This window comes from Pyxidicoccus sp. M15 (assembly GCF_056858435.1).
This window is the reverse complement of sequence record NZ_CM166495.1, coordinates 9,888,579-9,906,764: the sequence shown is the minus strand read 5'-3', so window position 1 is coordinate 9,906,764 and position 18,186 is coordinate 9,888,579. Positions and strand designations below refer to the sequence as shown.

Here is an 18,186-nt window from a genome sequence, read left to right as displayed (position 1 = left end):
AAGGGGCGCGTCATGTCCGACTCCCAGGACGTCTTCGCGAAGTTCCTCGAGGAGCTCGCCGACCAGGCCCGCCGTCGCATGGATGCCTGGAAGGAGACCTCGCCCACGGAGCCCGGGGCTCCCGCTCCGGACACCCATACGTCCACCGCCCCCGTGGACATGGAGTCCATCCGCTCCCCGGCCGACCTGGCGCCCTACATCGACCACACGCTGCTCAAGCCCGACGCCCGCGCCGAGGACGTGGTGAAGCTGGCCCAGGAGGCCCGCAAGCACGGCTTCGCCACGGTGTGCGTCAACAGCACGCACGTGGCCACCGCCGCGCGCATGCTGGCCGGCGCCACCACCGTGCCCATCGCCGTGGTGGGCTTCCCGCTGGGCGCGTCGCTGCCGTCCGCCAAGGCCTTCGAGGCCCGCGAGGCCATCCGCGCCGGGGCGCGCGAAATCGACATGGTGCTCAACGTGGGCGCTCTCAAGTCGCGTGACTACGCGCTCGTCCACCAGGACATCGCCACGGTGGTGGACGCCGCCCGCCCGCTGCCGGTGAAGGTGATTCTGGAGACGTCCCTGCTCACGGACGAGGAGAAGGTGCTCGCCTGCGCCCTGTCCAAGGCGGCGGGGGCCGCCTTCGTGAAGACGTCCACCGGCTTCGGCGGAGGCGGCGCCACCGCCCAGGACGTGGCGCTGATGCGCCGGGTGGTGGGCGACGACGTGGGCGTGAAGGCGTCCGGCGGCATCCGCTCCGCCGAGGACGCGATGAAGATGCTGCGCGCGGGCGCCAACCGACTGGGTGCGTCCGCGTCCGTGGCCATCATCAGCGGACAGGCCTCCACGGCGAAGTACTGACACGGCGGCGAGACGTGAACGCGAAACAGCGAGAGGAATTCAAGAAGCTGCTGCTGGCGCTCCACTCCGAGCTGACGGAGAAGACGCCCGCCAGGATAGAGCCCAACCGCACCGACGACGCGCGTATCGGCGGCGACGAGGACGAGCAGCCCCTCAACGAGATGATGCAGGCCATCGCCTCCAACCGGAACCGGAACATGGACGGCGTGCTGGCCCGGGTGATGAAGGCGCTGGGCAAGCTGCGCGACGACCCGGACTCGTATGGCGAGTGCGAGGAGTGCGGCGACGAGCTGCCCCTGGGCCGGCTGCGCGCCATGCCCTACGCGGAGTACTGCGTGACGTGCCAGGGCGCCAAGGACGGCCCCAAGGGCCGCGCCACCCGCAAGAAGCTCACCGACTACACCTGAACAACCGGCGCGCGAGCCGCGTGCTCGCCGCGCCTTCCAAGGCTACACGAGGTCTCTACGCGCATGGACACCACCGGACTGAGAGAGCGGGCGGAGGCATGGCGGCAGGCGGACCCGGACGCGGCCACCGCCGCGGAGCTGGCGCACCTGCTGGCCCGGGGCGACTGGACGGAGCTGGCGGACCGCTTCGCCGGGGACCTGGAGTTCGGCACCGCGGGCCTGCGCGGCGTGCTGGGCGCCGGCCCCAACCGGATGAACCGCGCCGTGGTGCGCCGCACCACCGCGGGCCTGGCGCGCTACCTCAAGGAGCAGGTGCCGGACGCCGCCACGCGCGGCGTCGTCGTGGGCCGCGACGCGCGCCGCCTGAGCGCGGAGCTGGCCGAGGACACCGCCGCCGTGCTCGCCGCGGAGGGCATCCCCGCCCACGTCTTCCCGCACCCGGTGCCCACCCCGGTGGCCGCCTTCGCCGCCCTGCACCTCGACGCCGCCGCGGCCATCATGGTGACGGCCAGCCACAACCCGCCCGAGTACAACGGCTACAAGGTCTACTGGGGCAACGGCGCGCAAATCATCCCCCCACACGACACCGGCATCGCCTCCGCCATCGCCCGGGTGGAGCCCGCCAACCGCGTGCCCCTGCTGACGCCCGCGGACGCGCGCGCGAAGGGGCTTTGGCGGGACCTGGCGGACGGGGTGGGGGAGGCGTACCTGCGCGCCATCTCCGGGCTGCGCGTGCACAAGCGCGGCTCGGACACGCTGTCCCTCGTCTACACCGCCATGCACGGGGTGGGCGGCGTCTGGGCGGAGCGCGCCCTGCGCGAGGCGGGCTTCCCGCGCTTCACCGCCGTGTCCGAGCAGCAGATGCCCGACGGGCGCTTTCCCACCGTGCGCTTCCCCAACCCGGAGGAGCCCGGCGCCATGGACCTGTCGCTCGCCACCGCCGAGCGCGTGAAGGCGGACCTGGTGCTGGCCAATGACCCGGACGCGGACCGGCTCGCCGTCATGGCGCGCGACGCGGACGGCCGCATGCGCATGCTCACCGGCAACGAGGTGGGCGTGCTGCTGGGCCACTACGTGCTCACCCAGGGCACGAAGCGCTCGCGGCCGCACGTCGTCACCACCATCGTCTCGTCCACGCAGCTGGGCGACATCGCCCGCGAGCTGGGCGCCGCCTATGACGAGGTGCTCACCGGCTTCAAGTGGATTGCCAACCGCGCGCTGGAGCGCGAGCGCTCCGAGGGCACGCAGTTCGTCTTCGGCTACGAGGAGGCGCTCGGCTACACCGTGGGCACGGTGACGCGCGACAAGGACGGCGTCGGCGCGGCGCTCGTCATGGCGGACCTGGCCGCGTGGTGCGAGTCGCGCGGCACCACGGTGCTCGGCTACCTGGAGGAAATCCAGCGCCGCCACGGCCTGTACGTGGGCGCCCAGCGCAACGTCACGCTGCCCGGCGCCGCGGGGGCCCAGGCCATCCGCGCCATCATGGAGGCCTTCCGCGCCTCACCGCCCGCGCGCATCGGCGGGGACCCGGTGCGCACCGTGCGCGACTACAAGCAGGGCGGGGCCGGGTTGCCGCCGTCCAACGTGCTCGCCTTCGAGATGGCGGGCGGCGGCCGCGTCACCCTGCGGCCGTCCGGCACCGAGCCCAAGATCAAGTACTACTTCGAGCACAAGGAGTCGCTCGCCCCCGGAGAGCCCATGGCCGGCGCCCGCGAGCGCGCGGAAGCGCGGCTGGCGCGGTTCATCGACGACTTCCTCGCGCTCGCGCGTGAGCGCGGTCAACCCGCCTGAGTCCTCCAGCACAACCTCCCCCCGGCCGCGCCCCCGCGTGGCCTTCCGCAGAAAGGCACCGTGTGAAGCGTCTCGTTCCCGGATTCCTCCTCGCCTGCATCCTGGCCCTCCCTGGCACCGCGCTGGCGCAGCGCGGGCAGGGCTGGTCCATCCTCGCCGCCGACACGCTGGGGCGGGGCAACACCGCCTTCTCCGGTCAGATTGGCTGGCCCGGGCTCACGCTCGGCCTGCTCCACGGCGGCTCGGAGCGCTTCGACATCGGCGGCAAGTTCACCTTCAACTGGGGCCGCGAGGGCTGGGTCCGCTACACGGACCCCGGCATCAAGTTCCAGGCGTGGATGCGGCTGATGCTCGCGCAGACGAACAACGTCTCGCTGGCGCTCACCTTCCAGCCGGGGCCGCTGTTCTACTTCGACAACGGCGACACGGACGTGGGCCTGACGCTGCCCGTGGGCTTCGTGGTGGGCATCCCCGCCGGCAGCGCCGTCATGGTGAACCTGGGCCTGGACATCCCCTTCCACGTCTACTTCGGGGAGGGCATCGGCCCGGTGTTCCCCATCCTCGTGGGCGGCGGGCTGGAGTACTTCATCGATCGCAGCCTCGGCGTCACCTTCAACGTCCGGATGGGGCCCTCGCTGATTCCGGACTTCGACGCGACGGAGTTCACCCTGGAGGCGCTCGCCGGCATCGCCTACCGCTTCTAGCGGGGCGTGCCGGCGTGCGCGGCGGCTACCAGGAAGACGTCTGCTCGGGCAGCTCGGCCGTGAAGGTGCTGCCCAGGTTGACGCGGCTCTGCACCGTGAGCTTGCCGCCCATGGCCTCCACCAGGGCGCGCGCCACGGTGAGGCCCAGGCCGGCGCCCTTCTCCGGCGCCTTCGTCGTGTAGTAGGGCTCGAACACGGCCCCCACCTCGTCCTCGAAGATGCCGATGCCGGTGTCCTTGACGAACAGGCGCGGGCCGAAGTCGCCGAACATGTCCGGCAGCTCCACGCCCACGTGGATGCGGCGCGGGCGGTCGTTCACGTCCTCCACCGCGTCCGCCGCGTTGGCCAGGAGCTCCACCAGCACCTGCTCCAGCTGGCGCCGGTTGAAGACCACGGCAATCGGGTCCTCCGGCAGCAGCACCTTCACCTCGGCGGAGCCCAGGCGGCCGGCGGCGCGCATCCGCTCCACCACGCCGGGCACCACCTCGCGCAAATCGAAGCGGCGGATGTCCTTGGGGCTGGTGGGGCCGAGCGAGAGGAGATGCTGGCCGTGCAGCCGCATCTGCTCGCCCGCCACGCCCAGCTTCTTCAGCTCCGCGGGGTCCGGCGCCAGGCCCTGCTGGGCCCGGCTCTGCACGTGCGCCAGGGCGCGCTGCAGGCCCTCGCCCACGCGGCCCAGGTTCTGCGCTACGTCCGCCGCCAGCGTGCCCAGGCGCGCCAGCCGCTCCATCTCCACCCAGCGCAGCCGCGGGTCCAGCAGCGCCTCGGGGCGCAGGCCGCCCGCATCGCGGTGCGCCTTCAGCTCCAGCAGGGTGTGGACGCGGACCTTCAGCTCCAGTGGGTCCAACGGCTCGGTGATGAGCAGGTCGTCCACGCCCGCCTCGAGCACCTCGCGGCGCGTCTGCCGGTCCGCGCGGGGCGTCAGCATGAGCACCGGAGGCGACGAGGGGCCCCCCAGCTCCGCCACCAGCTGCCGGTAGGCCGCCAGGCCGTCCGTGCCGGGCCGCTGCACGTCCAGCAGCACCAGGTCCGCCGACTGCCGGGTCGCCGCCGCCGCCGCCGCCTTGCCGCTGGCGGGCAGGACGTCATAACCCGCGGGGGCGAGGATGGAATACAGCCGCTCCATTCCACCCGACTGCACATCCACAGCCAGCACCCGAGGCCGGTACGTCGCGGTCATTCCCGTCGTCTCCAGCATCACGCCACCCCCACCAGGTGACCGGGCAACGACACCCGGATGTTCCCAAGTAGACCCTACGAACCGCATACCGGACTGGATGCGACTTCCCCCCCGGAGCCTGCAACCAGTCCGGTACGCGGTCCGAAACCTGACCGAACACCATGCGAGGCGCGTGCCGGGTGGAAGGTTCGCGTTTCGCCGGATTCCGACGAAACGAGAGGTGGATCATCCCAGTAACGGCGGGGGGTTGGAGTGTCTGCTCACCAGCGGAACCCGCACGGGCGGTGTTTGTCACGCGACGGGAGGGGGTCACTCCTGACCAGGAATCAACTTTGACCCGGGTTTGAAAAGACCCAGGGCCTGGAGAGGGCCTCAGCGCGACTCCTGCTCATAGGGCACGCCGAGTGCGGCGGGGGCGCTGCTGCGCTGTCCCTGGAGGGTGAGGAGGGCCAACGTGAGCACGTAGGGGAGGGCCTGCAACATGCCCTGAGGTACGACTTCCAGCAGACCGGGGGCGCTGGAGGCGAGGCCGATCCGCAGCGCGTCGCCGAAGGCGAAGAAGAGGGCGGCGAGGAAGGCGCCCACGGGCGTCCAGCGGCCGAACACCATGGCGGCCAGGGCGATGAAGCCCAGGCCCGCGGGGGTGTGCTGCTCGAAGCGGCCCAGCACGGACGTGGACAGCACGGCGCCGCCCAGGCCCGCCAGCAGCCCGCCGCCCAGCACCGCGCCCCAGCGCAGCCCGGCGACGCTCAGGCCCAGGGTGGCCACGGCGTGGGGCTTGTCGCCCACGGCGCGCAGCCGCAGGCCCAGCGGCGTGCGCGTCAGCAGGGCCTGGAGGGCGAAGGGCAGCACCAGCGCGAGGTACGTGGGGGCGGAGTGGCCGGACAGCGCGCCCAGCACCGGCACCGACGCGAGGCCGGGCACGTCCCAGCGGGGGGCCTGCGCGAGGGCGGGCGTGCCGTTGGGGCCGTAGAGGGACTCCAGCAGGAAGGTGCCGCCGGCCAGGGCCACCAGGTTGAGGGCGATGCCGGACACCACCTGGTCCGAGCGCCAGCGGATGCTCAGGAAGCCATGCACCGCGGCCAGCGCCGCGCCCGCCAGCATGCCCACGCCGACGGCCAGGGACATGGGCATGACGAGCGCCGCCACCGCCGCGCAGAAGGCGCCCACCCGCATCATCCCCTCGACGCCCACGGACACCACGCCGGCGCGCTCGGAGAGCACCGCGCCCAGCGCGGCGAAGACGAGCGCGGGCACCGCGTCCAGGGTGGAGAAGAGCAGGGCGTGGAGGACCTCAAGCACGGGGCACCTCCACGGAAGGAGCGGCGGCCGGAGGCGCCGCGGCGGCCTCGCGGCGGCGCAGCAGGGCGAGCCACACCATGCGGCCGGCGACGAAGAGCAGCGCGAGGCCCTGGATGAGCTCGGGGAAGCTCTTGTGCACGTCCAGCAGCTGCATGCGGGTGCCGCCCGCGCGCAGCACGCCGAAGAAGAGCGCGGCCCCCATGGCGCCCAGCGGGTGGTTGTTGCCGATGAGGGCAATGGCGATGCCGTCGAAGCCGTAGGGCGCGCCCAGCGTGCCGGGGTAGCGCCCCTCGGTGCCCAGCACCAGCACCGCGCCCGCCAGCCCCGCCATGGCCCCGGCCAGCGCCATGGCCACGCCGGTGCGACGGGCCACCGGGACTCCGGCGGCGCGCGCGGCCTCGGCGCCCAGGCCCACCGCGCGCGTCTCGAAGCCGGAGCGGGTGCGCGCAAGCCAGAGCCAGACGACGACCGCCAGCAGCAGCGCCAGCGGGAAGCCCAGGTTGAGGCGGGAGATTTCCCCGAGGAGCCGGGGCAGCGTCGCGGTGGCCTGGATTTCGGCGGTGCCGGTGATGGACTGGCCGCCCTCGGCCACGCCTCGCAGCGGTCCGATGACGAGCCAGTTGTCCACGAGGCGCAGCGCCACCCAGTTGAGCATGATGGTGGAGATGACCTCGTGCACGCCCCGGTAGAGCTTGAGGAGCGCGGCGAGGCCCGCCCACACGGCGCCCGCGAGCGCCGCGGCCACGAGCGCCGCGGGGATGTGCAGCACCGCGGGCAGGGACACGTGGGCGCCCACCACCGCGGCGGCCAGCGCGCCGAGAATCATCTGCCCCTGCGCGCCGATGTTGAACAGGCCCACCTTGAAGGCCACGGCCACGGACAGGCCGGTGAGGGTGAGCAGCGCCGCCTTCATCGCGGCCTCGCCCAGGGGCCGGGTGATGACGGTGGCCGCGGACCCGTCCAGCCAGGCGGGCCAGTTGCCGATGCCGCCCCACAACATCTCCACATAGGCGGCCGTGGCCGTGCCGGGCGTCATCGTCAGGGCGATGAGCCCCCAGCACACCGCGAGCGCCAGCAGCACGGAGAGCACCGAGGGCAGGGCCTGTCTCAGCCGCTCAGGCATGGCCCACCCCCGCGCCCAGCATGCGTCGTCCCATCTCCCGCTCGTCGTACTGGGCCTGGGTGAAGTGGCCCGTCACGCGCCCCTCGAAGAGGACGTAGACGCGGTCGGAGAGCGCGAGCACCTCCTCCAGGTCCAGGGAGACCAGCAGCACGCCGGCCCCCTGGGCGCGCGCCTCGCGCAGCTTCGCCTGCACGTGGGCCACCGCGCCGATGTCCAGGCCGCGCGTGGGCTGCACCACGACCAGCAGGCGGGGCTTCGCGTCCAGCTCGCGCGCCACCACCACCTTCTGCTGGTTGCCGCCGGACAGCCTCGCGAGCGTCAGCGTCGGGTCCGGAGGGCGCACGTCGTACGCCTGGAGCAGGGCGAGCGTGCGCTCGCGCCGCCCGGCGAAGTCGAGCCACGGCCCCCGGGCGAAGGGCGGCCGCGTGTGCCGGCCGAGGGCCACGTTCTCCTCCACGCTGAGGGCCTTCACCACCGCGCGGCGCAGCCGGTCCTCGGGCACGTGGCCCACGCCGCGCTCGCGCGCCCGGGCCGGGGTGAGGCCCGCCAGCGGCCCTCCGAGCAGCGTGCCGCTTCCCGCCGTCAGGGGGCGCAGGCCGGTGAGGACCTCGGCCAGCTCGCGCTGCCCGTTGCCGTCCACGCCCGCGATGCCGATGATTTCGCCCGCGCGCACGGTGAGGTCCACGCCTCGCAGCGCGGGGCGGCCGTTGTCCCCCACGGCCTGGAGTCCGCGCGCATCCAGCAGGACCTCGCCCGTGGACGTCACCGGGGCCTGCCCGGTCGCCGCTTCCGGTGGGATTCCGCCCGTGAGCGCGAGCGCCGACCTCCCGCGCAGGTCCATGCCTCCAGCTGTGGCGGCGGCCCCTGCCGGCGACGCGACGTCCATCACGCCGTCCTGGGGCCGTGAGGCGGCCGCTCCCGGCGACACTCCAGCCAGGGAGACGAACTCGCGCCCCCGGGCATTCATCCCGGGCCGTGCGCCTTCTCCCACCATGAGGTTGGCCAGCTGCTCCACGGTGGTCTCCGCCGCGCGCACCTCGGCCACCACGCGTCCCCGGCGCATGACGGCGACGCGGTCGGCCACGCCCAGCACCTCCTTCAGCTTGTGACTGATGAGCACCACGGTGCGCCCCTGCGCGACGAGGCCGCGCATGACCTGGGCCAGCTCGTCCGACTCCTGCGGCGTGAGCACGGCGGTGGGCTCGTCGAGCACCAGCACCTGCGCGCCCCGGTGCAGCGCCTTGACGATTTCCACCTTCTGCTGCGAGCCCACGGTGAGCGTGTCCACGCGGGCGCGCGGCTCCAGCTCGAAGCCGAAGCGGGCGCAGGTGGCGGCCACCTCGCTGACGGCGCGCTCCAGGTCGAACAGGCCGCGGCGCGTGGGCTCGCGGCCGAGCACCACGTTCTCCGCCACCGTCAGCGTGGGCACGAGCATGAAGTGCTGGTGCACCATGCCGATGCCCCGGGCAATCGCGTCGCGAGGGCTCTTGAAGCGCACGGGCTGCCCGCCCACGGACAGCTCGCCCCCGTCCGGCTGGTAGAGGCCGTAGAGGACGTTCATCAGGCTCGTCTTGCCCGCGCCGTTCTCTCCCACCACGGCGAGCAATTCGCCCTCGCGCACGTCGAGCGACGCGTCCTCCAGCGACACACAGTTGCCGAAGACCTTGCGGATGTGCCGGAGGGAAATCAGGGCGCGGCAGCCTGGAAGGTGGAGAGGTCCGCCGGCACGGCCGGCACCTGGAGCTGCCCGGAGACGATGCGCTGGCGCAGGGCCTCCACCTTCTGCAGCGCCTCCGCCTTGTTGGGGAAGTCCACCCGCACCTCGGCCATGCCCACGCCGTTCTCCTTCAGGCCGACCACCTGCTCACCCGCGGAGAACTTCCCGTCCACCAGGTCCTTCGTCGCCTGGTAGATGGCCAGGTCGGTGAACTTCATCATCGACGTGAGGATGGCATCCGGCGCCACGTGCGACTGGTCCGAGTCCACGCCAATCGCATACACGCTCTTGCCCGCGGCGCGTGCCTCCTTCACCGCCTGGATGACGCCGATGCCATCCGCGCCCGCGGCGTGGAAGAGGATGTCCGCGCCCTTGGCGATGAGGTCCTGCGCCACCTGCTTGCCCGCGGCCATGTTGTTGAAGCTGCCCGTGTAGACGGCCATCAGCGCCTGGGCGGCCTGGGGGTTGGTCGTCTTCACGCCCGCCCGGTAGCCCACCTCGAAGCGCTGGATGAGGGGCACCTCGATGCCGCCCACGAAGCCCACTTTGTTCGTCTTCGTCACCAGGCCGGCCAGCGCGCCCACGAGGAAGCTGCCCTCCTGCTCCTTGAACAGCACGGTGCGCACGTTGGGCAGCTTCAGCACCTTGCCCTGCGCATCCAGCACCTGGCTGTCGATGAGGAGGAACCGGGCCTTGGGGTTCTCCTGCGCGGCGGTGCGCACGGCGTTGGCCAGCATGTAGCCGTTGCCGACGGTGAGCTGGGCGCCCTGGTCCACGAGCAGCTGGAGGTTGGGGGCGTAGTCCTCCTGGGCCTTGCTCTGGAGCACCATGGGCTTCACGGGCAGGGGCTGGATGCTGGAAGCGAAGGAGGCCATGAAGGGCGGGAGCGACTGGCGGACCTCGTCGGGGGAGGCGTCCACGTACTTGCCGCCCTCGTAGCGCTTGCCGGCGGCGTACAGCTCCAGGCCGCGCAGGGCGGCGTCGTTGAAGGAGTGGTCCCCGCGCCCGCCCACGTCGATGACGAGCCCCACGGGGATGGGGGCCTTGGTCGGCTGCTGGGCGGTGGTGGTGCCCTGGGCACCGGCGGGGGGCGGCTCTTCCTTCTTGGAGCACGCGCACAGGAGGGCGGCGAGGGCCAGGACGTGGAGGCGGAGCATCATGGCCCGCTTATCTACCAGATGAAGGCCTGCCTTTCCCGGAGTGCATGGGGGGCCGTGTTCCTGCTATGGGCTGGCCCGTGCAACCCTACGAGCTCATCAAAGCGAAGCGGGATGGTGGCCGGCTGGACCCGGCGGACATCCGCGCGTTCATCCAGGCGTATACGGCGGGGACGGTGGCGGACTACCAGATGGCGGCCATGTGCATGGCCATCTTCTTCAAGGGACTCGACTCCCGGGAGCTGGGGGCCTGGGCCCGCGCCATGCTCGAGTCCGGCGAGGTGCTGGACCTGTCGGACACGCCCGCGGTGAAGGTGGACAAACACTCGACGGGTGGGGTGGGGGACAAGGTGTCGCTCAGCCTGGCACCCCTGGCGGCCGCCTGCGGCGTGCCGGTGCCGATGATTTCCGGCCGCGGCCTGGGCCACACGGGCGGGACGCTGGACAAGCTGGAGTCGATTCCGGGCTTCAACGTCAACCTGCCCACGTCCGAGTACCGGCGGCTGGTGCGCGAGGTGGGCTGCTGCCTGATTGGCCAGACGGCGCAGGTGGCTCCGGCGGACAAGAAGCTCTACGCGCTGCGCGACGTGACGGCGACGGTGGACTGCATCCCGCTGATTGCGTCCTCCATCATGAGCAAGAAGCTGGCGGAGGGCATCGACGCGCTGGTGCTGGACGTGAAGGTGGGCAGCGGCGCCTTCATGAAGCGCGACGAGGACGCGCGCACGCTGGCCCGGACGATGATCGGGCTGGGTGCGGAGATGGGGAAGAAGGTGGTGGCGCTCCTCACGGACATGGACCAGCCGCTGGGCCGCAAGGTGGGCAACGCGCTGGAGGTGATGGAGGCGGTGGACATGCTCCGCGGCGAGGCTCCGGACGACTACACGGAGATCACCTACGCGCTGACGGCGGAGATGCTGGTGCTGGGCAAGGCGGCGGCGACGGTGGACGAGGCGCGCGAGAAGCTGCGCAAGGTGGTGGAGGACGGCAGCGCGGTGCGCAAGCTGAAGGAAATCGTCCAGGTGCAGGGCGGAGACCCGCGCGCCATCGACGACTACTCGCTGCTGCCGCAGGCGAAGTCGACGGTGGACGTGGTGGCGCCGCGCGACGGCTGGGTGACGGCGATTGATACGGAAGGCGTGGGCCTGGCGGGCGTGGCGCTGGGGGCGGGGCGGCAGCGGGTGGACAGCAAGATCGACCCGGCCGTGGGCTTCACGCTGCTGAAGAAGACGGGCGAACAGGTGACGAAGGGCGAGCCGGTGGTGCGCGTGTACTACAACGACGCGGGCCCGGTGGCGGACGTGAAGGCGCGCCTGCTGGCTGCGTACAGGTTTGGCGACGCGGCGCCCGTGGCCCGGCCGCTGGTGCGCGAGCGGGTGGAGTAGGTTCCCAGGCTGGAGGAACAGGCAGGGGCCATGAACCAGGGCGCAGCGCTGTACATCCATCCGGGCGTGAAGGTCCGGCCGTGCGAGTGGGGCTACGGCGTCTTCACCGACGAGCTCATCCCCGCCGGAGAGCTCATCGAGGAGTGTCACTACCTCAAGGTGCTGCACAAGCACGCGCGGATGCCGCCGCTCGACGACTACGTCTTCCAAATCAAGTGGGGCGAGAAGGAGGAGCGCCGTGAGGGAGACTGGGTCGCCCTCGTGATGGGCTACGGGATGATCTACAACCACTCCCAGGAGCCCAACGCCGCGTACTACCGCCTCGTGGACCGCGACCTCTTCTGCTTCCACGCGCTGCGCGACATCCACCCCGGCGAGCAGATCTGCATCAGCTACGGCGAGGACTGGTGGAAGTCCCGGGGCCAGAGCGTGCCGGAGACCTGAGCGGGGCTTCCCGGGCTTCCGTTCATTCTGGCTGCATTGCACCGCTCCACCTGTGCCTTCCGCCCCCGTGCCGGGTATGACACCGGGCGTGGCCCCATGGCACCCCCGGTGGAACGCCCCCGCCGCCGTCCCCCCGTGCATTTCGGGGCCTCCTGTCGGGAAAGGTCCGCGTATGATGCCCCGACGATGCACTGTGACGAACGGGCGGAGGCCACGGTGGGGGCCTGCGCGAACAACTTCCAGCACGAGGCCGGTCTCCCTGTCGGCGAGCAGCCGGCGCCTGTGTCCCGCCCGTCCCCGGGACACATTCTTCGGACGGTGGCGCGAGCATGAGCGGCAGGGAGGCAACGGCGATGGCCGAGAGGAACGACTCGATGAGCGACAAGGCCGAGGACCGGCGCGACTCTCCCCGGGTGCCCATGCGCTTGAAGGTGCGCCGGGCGGGCAGCTCGGGTGACTTCGAGACGCGGGACGGCGACCTGTCCCTGGGCGGCTGCGCCTGGCAGGGCACGGGGCTGGAGGCGGGAGCCAAGGTGGAGGTGCGCTTCCTGCTCCCCATCCTCCCCGACGAGGTCGAGGCGACGGGCGAGGTGCTCCAGGTGAGCAACGGCCCGCACGGCCCGTTCGCGCACGTGCGCTTCGCGGACCTGCCGGTGGAGGCGGAGCTGGCCATTGCCCGCCACCTGGACGACGTGCTGGCGAAGGGCGGCGGTACCCGCTAGGTCCGCTGTCGGACCGGCGATTCACGGAGGGCGTCATGGCGGACGACATTCCCTGGGAGCGTCTGTTCGAGGAAGCCGCTCGGGTGCGCTCGCGCGCGCACGTGCCGTACTCGCGCTTCCCCGTGGGCGCCGCCGTCCTCTACGCCGACGGCGCGGTGGTGTCCGGCTGCAACGTGGAGAACGCCACCTACGGCCTCACCGTCTGCGCCGAGCGCAACGCCTTCGCCGCCGGGGTGGCCCAGGGCCACGCCAGGCCCGTGGCCGTCGCCATCGTCGTGGACACCCCCGAGCCCTGCCCCCCGTGCGGCATGTGCCGCCAGGTGATGGCAGAGTTCGGCCCGCCGGACATGCCCGTGCGCAGCCGCACCCCGAAGGGCGGCGAGGCGCGCTACACCCTGGGCGAGCTGCTGCCGCACGCCTTCACGAAGGACTTTCTCTAGAAAGCGACTCGAGCACCCCCGTGGACCTGCTCCTGACTGGCGGCACCGTGGTGACGATGAACCGCGAGCGCGAGGTGCTCGTGGCGGCGGACGTGCTCGTCCAGGACGGGCGCATCGCGAAGGTGGGCCGGGGCCTCAAGTCCCGGAGCACGCGGCGCGTGGTGGACGTGGCGGGGAAGGTGGTGCTGCCCGGCCTCATCCACGGCCACCTGCACGCCTGCCAGACGCTCTTCCGCGGCCGCGCGGACGGCCTGGAGCTGCTGGACTGGCTGCGCGAGCGCATCTGGCCCTTCGAGGCCTCGCACGACGCGGCGTCCATGCGCGCGTCGGCCGACCTCACCTTCGCCGAGCTCATCCGCTCGGGCGCCACGGCGGCGCTCGACATGGGCAGCGTGCACCACTACGACGCCGTCTTCGAGTCGGCGCGCGACTCCGGCTTCCGGCTGGTGGGCGGCAAGGCGATGATGGACGCGGGCGCCGCCGTGCCGGAGGGGCTGCGCGAGAGCACCACCGAGTCGCTCGCCCACAGCCTGTCGCTGATGGAGCGCTGGCACGGCACGCACGACGGGCGGCTGCGCTACGCCTTCGCCCCGCGCTTCGTCCTCTCCTGCACGCCGGAGCTGCTGCGCGAGGTGGCGAAGCTCGCCCGCGAGCACGGCGTGCGCATCCACACCCACGCCAGCGAGAATGCGAAGGAGACGGAGGCGGTGCGCCAGTACACCGGCGGCCAGGACAACGTCGCCTACTTCCACACGGTGGGCCTGTCCGGGCCGCACGTGACGCTGGCCCACTGCGTGTGGCTGTCCCAGGAGGAGCAGGACATCCTCCGCGAGACGCGCACCGTGGTGTGCCACTGCCCCGGCTCCAACCTCAAGCTCGCCTCCGGCATCGCCAAGGTGCCGGAGCTGCTGGAGGCCGGCGTGGCGGTGGCGCTCGGCGCGGACGGCGCGCCCTGCAACAACACGCTCGACATCTTCCACGAGATGCGGCTCGCGGCCGTGATGCACAACCCGCGCGTGGGGCCTCGCGCCATGACGCCCATGCGCGTGCTGGAGATGGCCACGCTGCACGGCGCGCGGGCGCTCGGGCTGGAGGACGAGGTGGGCTCGATTGAAGTCGGCAAGCGCGCCGACCTCACCGTGGTGGACGTGAGCGGCCTGCACGCGGGCCCCACGGCCGAGGACGTGCTGGCGCCGCTGGTCCACTCCGCGCGCGGCAGCGACGTGGTGCACGTCTTCATCGACGGCAAGCCGGTGCTGAAGGACGGCGTGCTCACCACGCTGGACGCGCCGGCGGTGCTCTCCAACGCCAATGCCAGCGTGGAGCGCATCCTCCGGCGCCGCAAGCGCGCCCGGGGCTGACGCACTCAGCCCGGCAGGCGCACCACGAAGGACGTGGACCAGCCGGGCGTGTCCTCCACCGCGAGCTGGCCGCCGTGTGCCTCGGCGGCCAGCCGGCAGAAGTAGAGCCCCAGCCCGTAACCCCGGCGGCTGTCCTTCTCCGCGGCGCCCTGCACGTACTTGTCGAAGATGCGGCTGCGCGTCTCCGGCGGAATCGGCGGGCCGTCGTTGCGCACGGCCAGCCAGTGGCACTCCGAGTCGGTGCCCGCCTCCAGCCGCACCCGGCCTCCCGTGGGGGCGTACCGCAGCGCATTGCTGGCCAGGTTCTCCACCACGCGCACGAGCAGCTCCGAGTCGCCCACCAGCTCCAGCTCCGGCGGCGCCGCCACGTCCAGCGTCAGCCGCCGCGCGCGGGCCACGCCGTCGAGCGAGCGGCGCACCTCCTCCAGCAGGATGGACGCCGTGAAGGGCAGCTTGCGCGGCTCCAGCCGGCCCTGCTCCAGGCGGGGCACGTCCATCAGGTCGGAAATCATCCTGTCGAGCCGCGCGGTGACGGCCAGGCCCGTGCGCACCGACTCCATGAGCACGCCCTTGCCGCCCGGCACCTCCTGCTCCATCCACGACAGCGTCATCGTCAGCGCGGACAGCGGCGAGCGCAGGTCGTGCACCAGGAACTGCGTGAGCTGCTCCTTGTCGCGCTGCAGGGCGTGGAGCTGGTCGTTGCGCGCCTGCGCGTCGCCGAGCATCCGCTCAATCGTGCGCCGTGCCTCCTCCACCTCGTGGAAGCGCCGTGCCTCCAGCGCCCGCTCCACCTCCGCGTGGGAGAGGGCCACCGCGAGCTGCCGCAGCCGGCCGGTGCCGTAGTGGCTCACCGCCGCCACCATGACGAGCGCCACCAGGGCAATGGCCACCGCGCCCCAGCCCACGCCCGCCTGCCGCATCAGCGCGGCCTGGGCCACCCAGGCCAGCAGCGCCGTGCCATAGACGACGCTGCGCCGCAGCGTCAGCCCGCTCAGCGCCACCACCAGCGCGAACAGCCCCAGGCTGAAGCCCGCCACCCCGGAGGGGAAGGGCGAGCGCGGCAGCGCCAGGTGCTGGAGCCAGTACACGAGCCCCACGTCCACCGGCGCCTGCACCACCCCCAGCCACCGCGCCACGGGCCGCCGCCGCAGCACGAACAGCGCCGCCGCGATGAGCAGGTACGCCGTCAGCACGGGCGGGTACGTCGCCCAGTCCTCGCCGCCCGACAGCCACAGGCCGGTGCTCAGGGCCAGGAAGACGGCCGTGCCCACCAGGCGCACCGCCGCGCCCGCGCCGAGCACGCGGCGCCGCTGGGAGTCCACCGCCCGCGTCAGCGCGTCATCAAAGGGGCTGGGGGCGGGGGAGGTCGACACGCGAGCCTGGGTTTTCCCCGACTCCTCACCGAGGGGCAAGCTCCATGCTCTCGTGGCGGGCAACCGGGCGGCGCTGGGCACGGGCGCCGGGGGCCTGTGCACAGCGCCGCGCGGGCCTGACTTTCTCGCGTCAGGCAATGACCTTAGGTGGGAGCGCGTAGCAGTTGTCAGAGTGTTGGGACTGTGGCTGCTTGCTCCCCAGGGAATCGTATAAGGTGGATGCAAGTAGGGCTGGATGGAGGTAGACCGCCGACATGTGGGAACGATTCAAGAGGGCAATGCGTAGCTTCGCCGGCTTCTTTGTCTCCTCCATCGAGGACCCGGAGCTCATCCTCGAGCAGAACGTCCGAGACCTGAACGACCAGGTCCCGAAGATGAATGAGTCCATCGCCATGGTCCGGGCGAACGTGACGCTGCTCGAGAAGGAGAACGCCAAGTACGCCGAGGACGTGCGCTCGCTGACGGCCAAGGTGAAGGCCGCCATCCAGGCCGGGCGTGACGACCTGGCCGCGCAGTACGCCGGCAAGCTCCAGATTGAAAAGGACGCGCTGGGCCGCAACGAGCAGCAGCTCGCCACGGCCCGCCAGGCCTACGAGAAGGCGCTGACGGTGAAGAAGGCGTTCATGCGCGAGAAGGAGCGCAAGACGCAGGAGGCCATGAACGCCATCCGCGAGGCGCGCCGCGCCAAGTGGCAGGCCAAGGTGGCCGACACCATGGAGTCCTTCACCGTCGCGGGCATCGACTCGACGCACGACGAGATGCTGCGCAAGGTGCAGGAGAAGTCCGCCGTCAACGAGGCCCGCATGCAGATGGCCCTCGAGTCGGTGGACCACATGGCCGTCAACATCGAGGAAGAGGCCGAGAAGATTCAGGCCAACGAGCTCGTGAAGCAGATGAAGATGGAGATGGGTCTGCTCGAGAGCCCGGCGCCGGTGTCGGATGTCAGCGGCGGCGCCGAGAAGACCATCGGCAAGAAGGTCGGCGTCGAGTAGCTCGCTTGGGACGGGGAAGAGGTCAACGGAACTCGGGATGAAGCTCCACCGCGGGCCAGGCCTCTTCCTCTTCCTCCTGCTCTGCGCGCTTGGCGCGGGCTACGTGCTCGCGTCGCGCCTGGGCTACCTGGACCGGCTCCAGGAGCGTTTCTTCCCCGCCGCGCGCGAGGCGGTGCGGCTGTCCCCGGGGGACTTCCCCGCCGGCGTGGCCGCCCCCGTGGCGGACGTCGCGTCGGTGCCGCTGCGGCCGGTGCTCATCGGCTTCACGCCGCGCGGCTCTGCGTCGGCGCTGCTGGTGGCCACCGGCGGCGCGACGACGCTGGACCACCCGGTGCCTCCTCAGGGCGCCGCCCAGGGCTTCCTGAAGACGGCCTATGCGCTGGACGCGCGCGCGGTGCTCTTCGCGCGCGAGGAGGAGCTGCGGCAGGCGCTGGCCATTGGCGCGGAGAACGGCGGCGTGGACATGGCGGCCCTGTCCGTGGACCGGCTGGCGGCGTGGGCTCCGGCGCTGCGGGACGCGGCGCCGCGCACGCTGCTGCTGGTGGGGCGCAGCCGGGGCCAGGAGGCGCTGGCGGCGGTGGGCGTGCCGGACCTCTCCGCGCTGAGGGGCAAGCGGGTGGGCGTGTACCCGTTCAGCTCCTCGCACTACTTCGCGCTGTGGGTGCTGGCGCGCGCGGGGCTGCGGACGACGGACGTGCGCTGGGTGGACCTGCCCTCCACGCTGGACGCGGGCCGCGCGCTGCGCGAGGGCCGGGCGGACGCGGTGGTGGGGCTGTGGGGCGACGTGGAGCTGGCGGCGCGGGACAGGGGCGGGGCGGTGCTGGCCACGACGGCGGACGCACCGCACCTGGTGGCGACGGTGCTGGTGGCGCGCGGGGACTTCGCGGCGCGCTACCCGGATGCCGTGCGCCGGGTGCTGCGCGGACTGTTGGATGCGGGGCAGAGCGTGCTGAAGGACCCCACGGCGGGGGCGCGGCTGTTGGGCGAGGTGGCGCCGTACCTGGGAGACCCGATTGAGGCCATCCGCAGCGCGCCGCCGGCGACGCTGGCGGACAATCGGGCCTTCTTCGGCCTTTCCGGTGAGGCGCCGGTCACCTATGACGAGCTCTTCCAGAGCGCCGCGGCGCTCTTCCAGAAGCTGAAGCAGGGGCCGCGGGTTCCTCCCGCGGAGGACACGCGGGACCTGGGCGCGTTGAAGTATGTGTCGGAGGCGCGAGGCCCCTGAGTCGAGCCCGGGACACCGGG

At 72.1% G+C, this 18,186-nt stretch carries 17 protein-coding genes; 11 read left to right on the top strand and 6 right to left on the bottom strand.

The features are described 5' to 3' along the window. Positions 1-12 precede the first annotated feature (12 nt). From deoC to ACX9TP_RS36700, 4 genes are all read left to right on the top strand, one after another. A complete protein-coding gene (gene deoC / locus ACX9TP_RS36715) occupies positions 13-843 on the top strand; it encodes a deoxyribose-phosphate aldolase (RefSeq protein ID WP_482975310.1) in 831 nt (276 codons plus the stop codon). Positions 844-857: 14 nt separating this feature from the next. Then, positions 858-1,250 (top strand): TraR/DksA family transcriptional regulator, encoded by a 393-nt coding sequence (locus tag ACX9TP_RS36710; RefSeq protein ID WP_163995312.1) that lies wholly within the window; start codon positions 858-860, stop codon positions 1,248-1,250. 63 nt (positions 1,251-1,313) lie between these two features. Next, positions 1,314-3,041, top strand: a complete 1,728-nt coding sequence (locus ACX9TP_RS36705) for a phospho-sugar mutase (RefSeq protein ID WP_482975309.1) — start codon at positions 1,314-1,316, stop codon at positions 3,039-3,041. 62 nt (positions 3,042-3,103) lie between these two features. After that, on the top strand, positions 3,104-3,745 hold the full coding sequence (locus ACX9TP_RS36700; RefSeq protein ID WP_482975308.1) for a hypothetical protein: 642 nt from the start codon (positions 3,104-3,106) through the stop codon (positions 3,743-3,745). 25 nt (positions 3,746-3,770) lie between these two features. On the opposite strand, the gene ACX9TP_RS36695 is transcribed toward ACX9TP_RS36700, so the two are convergent. The 5 genes from ACX9TP_RS36695 to ACX9TP_RS36675 form a co-directional block, all read right to left on the bottom strand. Then, positions 3,771-4,925: a sensor histidine kinase gene (locus ACX9TP_RS36695; protein WP_482975307.1), complete on the bottom strand. Its 1,155-nt coding sequence runs from the start codon at positions 4,923-4,925 to the stop codon at positions 3,771-3,773. 372 nt (positions 4,926-5,297) lie between these two features. Continuing rightward, the gene (locus ACX9TP_RS36690; RefSeq protein ID WP_482975306.1) at positions 5,298-6,227 is read right to left on the bottom strand and encodes an ABC transporter permease; all 930 of its coding nucleotides are present in this window, start codon (positions 6,225-6,227) and stop codon (positions 5,298-5,300) included. After that, positions 6,220-7,350 (bottom strand): ABC transporter permease, encoded by a 1,131-nt coding sequence (locus tag ACX9TP_RS36685; protein ID WP_482975305.1) that lies wholly within the window; start codon positions 7,348-7,350, stop codon positions 6,220-6,222. The genes ACX9TP_RS36690 and ACX9TP_RS36685 overlap by 8 nt, the downstream gene beginning before the upstream one ends. Then, on the bottom strand, positions 7,343-8,971 hold the full coding sequence (locus ACX9TP_RS36680) for an ABC transporter ATP-binding protein (RefSeq protein ID WP_482982276.1): 1,629 nt from the start codon (positions 8,969-8,971) through the stop codon (positions 7,343-7,345). Before ACX9TP_RS36680 ends, ACX9TP_RS36685 begins: the two co-directional genes overlap by 8 nt. Before the next feature lie 65 nt (positions 8,972-9,036). Continuing rightward, entirely contained in the window at positions 9,037-10,227 is a 1,191-nt protein-coding gene (locus tag ACX9TP_RS36675; protein ID WP_482975304.1) for a BMP family lipoprotein, read from the bottom strand. A 77-nt stretch (positions 10,228-10,304) separates the two neighbouring features. Here ACX9TP_RS36675 and ACX9TP_RS36670 point away from each other — a divergent pair, with 77 nt between their 5' ends. The 5 genes from ACX9TP_RS36670 to ACX9TP_RS36650 all read left to right on the top strand — a co-directional run bounded on the left by ACX9TP_RS36670 (position 10,305) and on the right by ACX9TP_RS36650 (position 14,576). Continuing rightward, on the top strand, positions 10,305-11,609 hold the full coding sequence (locus ACX9TP_RS36670) for a thymidine phosphorylase (protein ID WP_482975303.1): 1,305 nt from the start codon (positions 10,305-10,307) through the stop codon (positions 11,607-11,609). 30 nt (positions 11,610-11,639) lie between these two features. Next, complete coding sequence (locus ACX9TP_RS36665; protein WP_482975302.1) at positions 11,640-12,053, top strand: SET domain-containing protein-lysine N-methyltransferase; 414 nt, start codon at positions 11,640-11,642, stop codon at positions 12,051-12,053. 353 nt (positions 12,054-12,406) lie between these two features. After that, positions 12,407-12,775 (top strand): PilZ domain-containing protein, encoded by a 369-nt coding sequence (locus ACX9TP_RS36660; RefSeq protein WP_482975301.1) that lies wholly within the window; start codon positions 12,407-12,409, stop codon positions 12,773-12,775. Between the two features lie 35 nt (positions 12,776-12,810). Next, positions 12,811-13,215, top strand: coding sequence for a cytidine deaminase (locus ACX9TP_RS36655; protein WP_482975300.1), 405 nt, complete (start codon positions 12,811-12,813; stop codon positions 13,213-13,215). A gap of 20 nt (positions 13,216-13,235) precedes the next feature. Further along, complete coding sequence (locus tag ACX9TP_RS36650; RefSeq protein WP_482975299.1) at positions 13,236-14,576, top strand: 5'-deoxyadenosine deaminase; 1,341 nt, start codon at positions 13,236-13,238, stop codon at positions 14,574-14,576. 5 nt (positions 14,577-14,581) lie between these two features. On the opposite strand, the gene ACX9TP_RS36645 is transcribed toward ACX9TP_RS36650, so the two are convergent. Beyond that, a complete protein-coding gene (locus tag ACX9TP_RS36645) occupies positions 14,582-15,949 on the bottom strand; it encodes an ATP-binding protein (RefSeq protein ID WP_482975298.1) in 1,368 nt (455 codons plus the stop codon). A gap of 254 nt (positions 15,950-16,203) precedes the next feature. On the opposite strand from ACX9TP_RS36645, the gene ACX9TP_RS36640 reads away from it, so the two are divergent. Both ACX9TP_RS36640 and ACX9TP_RS36635 read left to right on the top strand, forming a co-directional pair. After that, positions 16,204-16,941 carry a PspA/IM30 family protein gene (locus ACX9TP_RS36640; RefSeq protein ID WP_482975297.1) on the top strand — a complete coding sequence of 246 codons (738 nt, stop codon included), beginning with the start codon at positions 16,204-16,206 and terminating at the stop codon, positions 16,939-16,941. A gap of 37 nt (positions 16,942-16,978) precedes the next feature. After that, positions 16,979-18,166: an ABC transporter substrate-binding protein gene (locus tag ACX9TP_RS36635; protein ID WP_482975296.1), complete on the top strand. Its 1,188-nt coding sequence runs from the start codon at positions 16,979-16,981 to the stop codon at positions 18,164-18,166. The last annotated feature ends 20 nt before the right edge of the window (positions 18,167-18,186 follow it).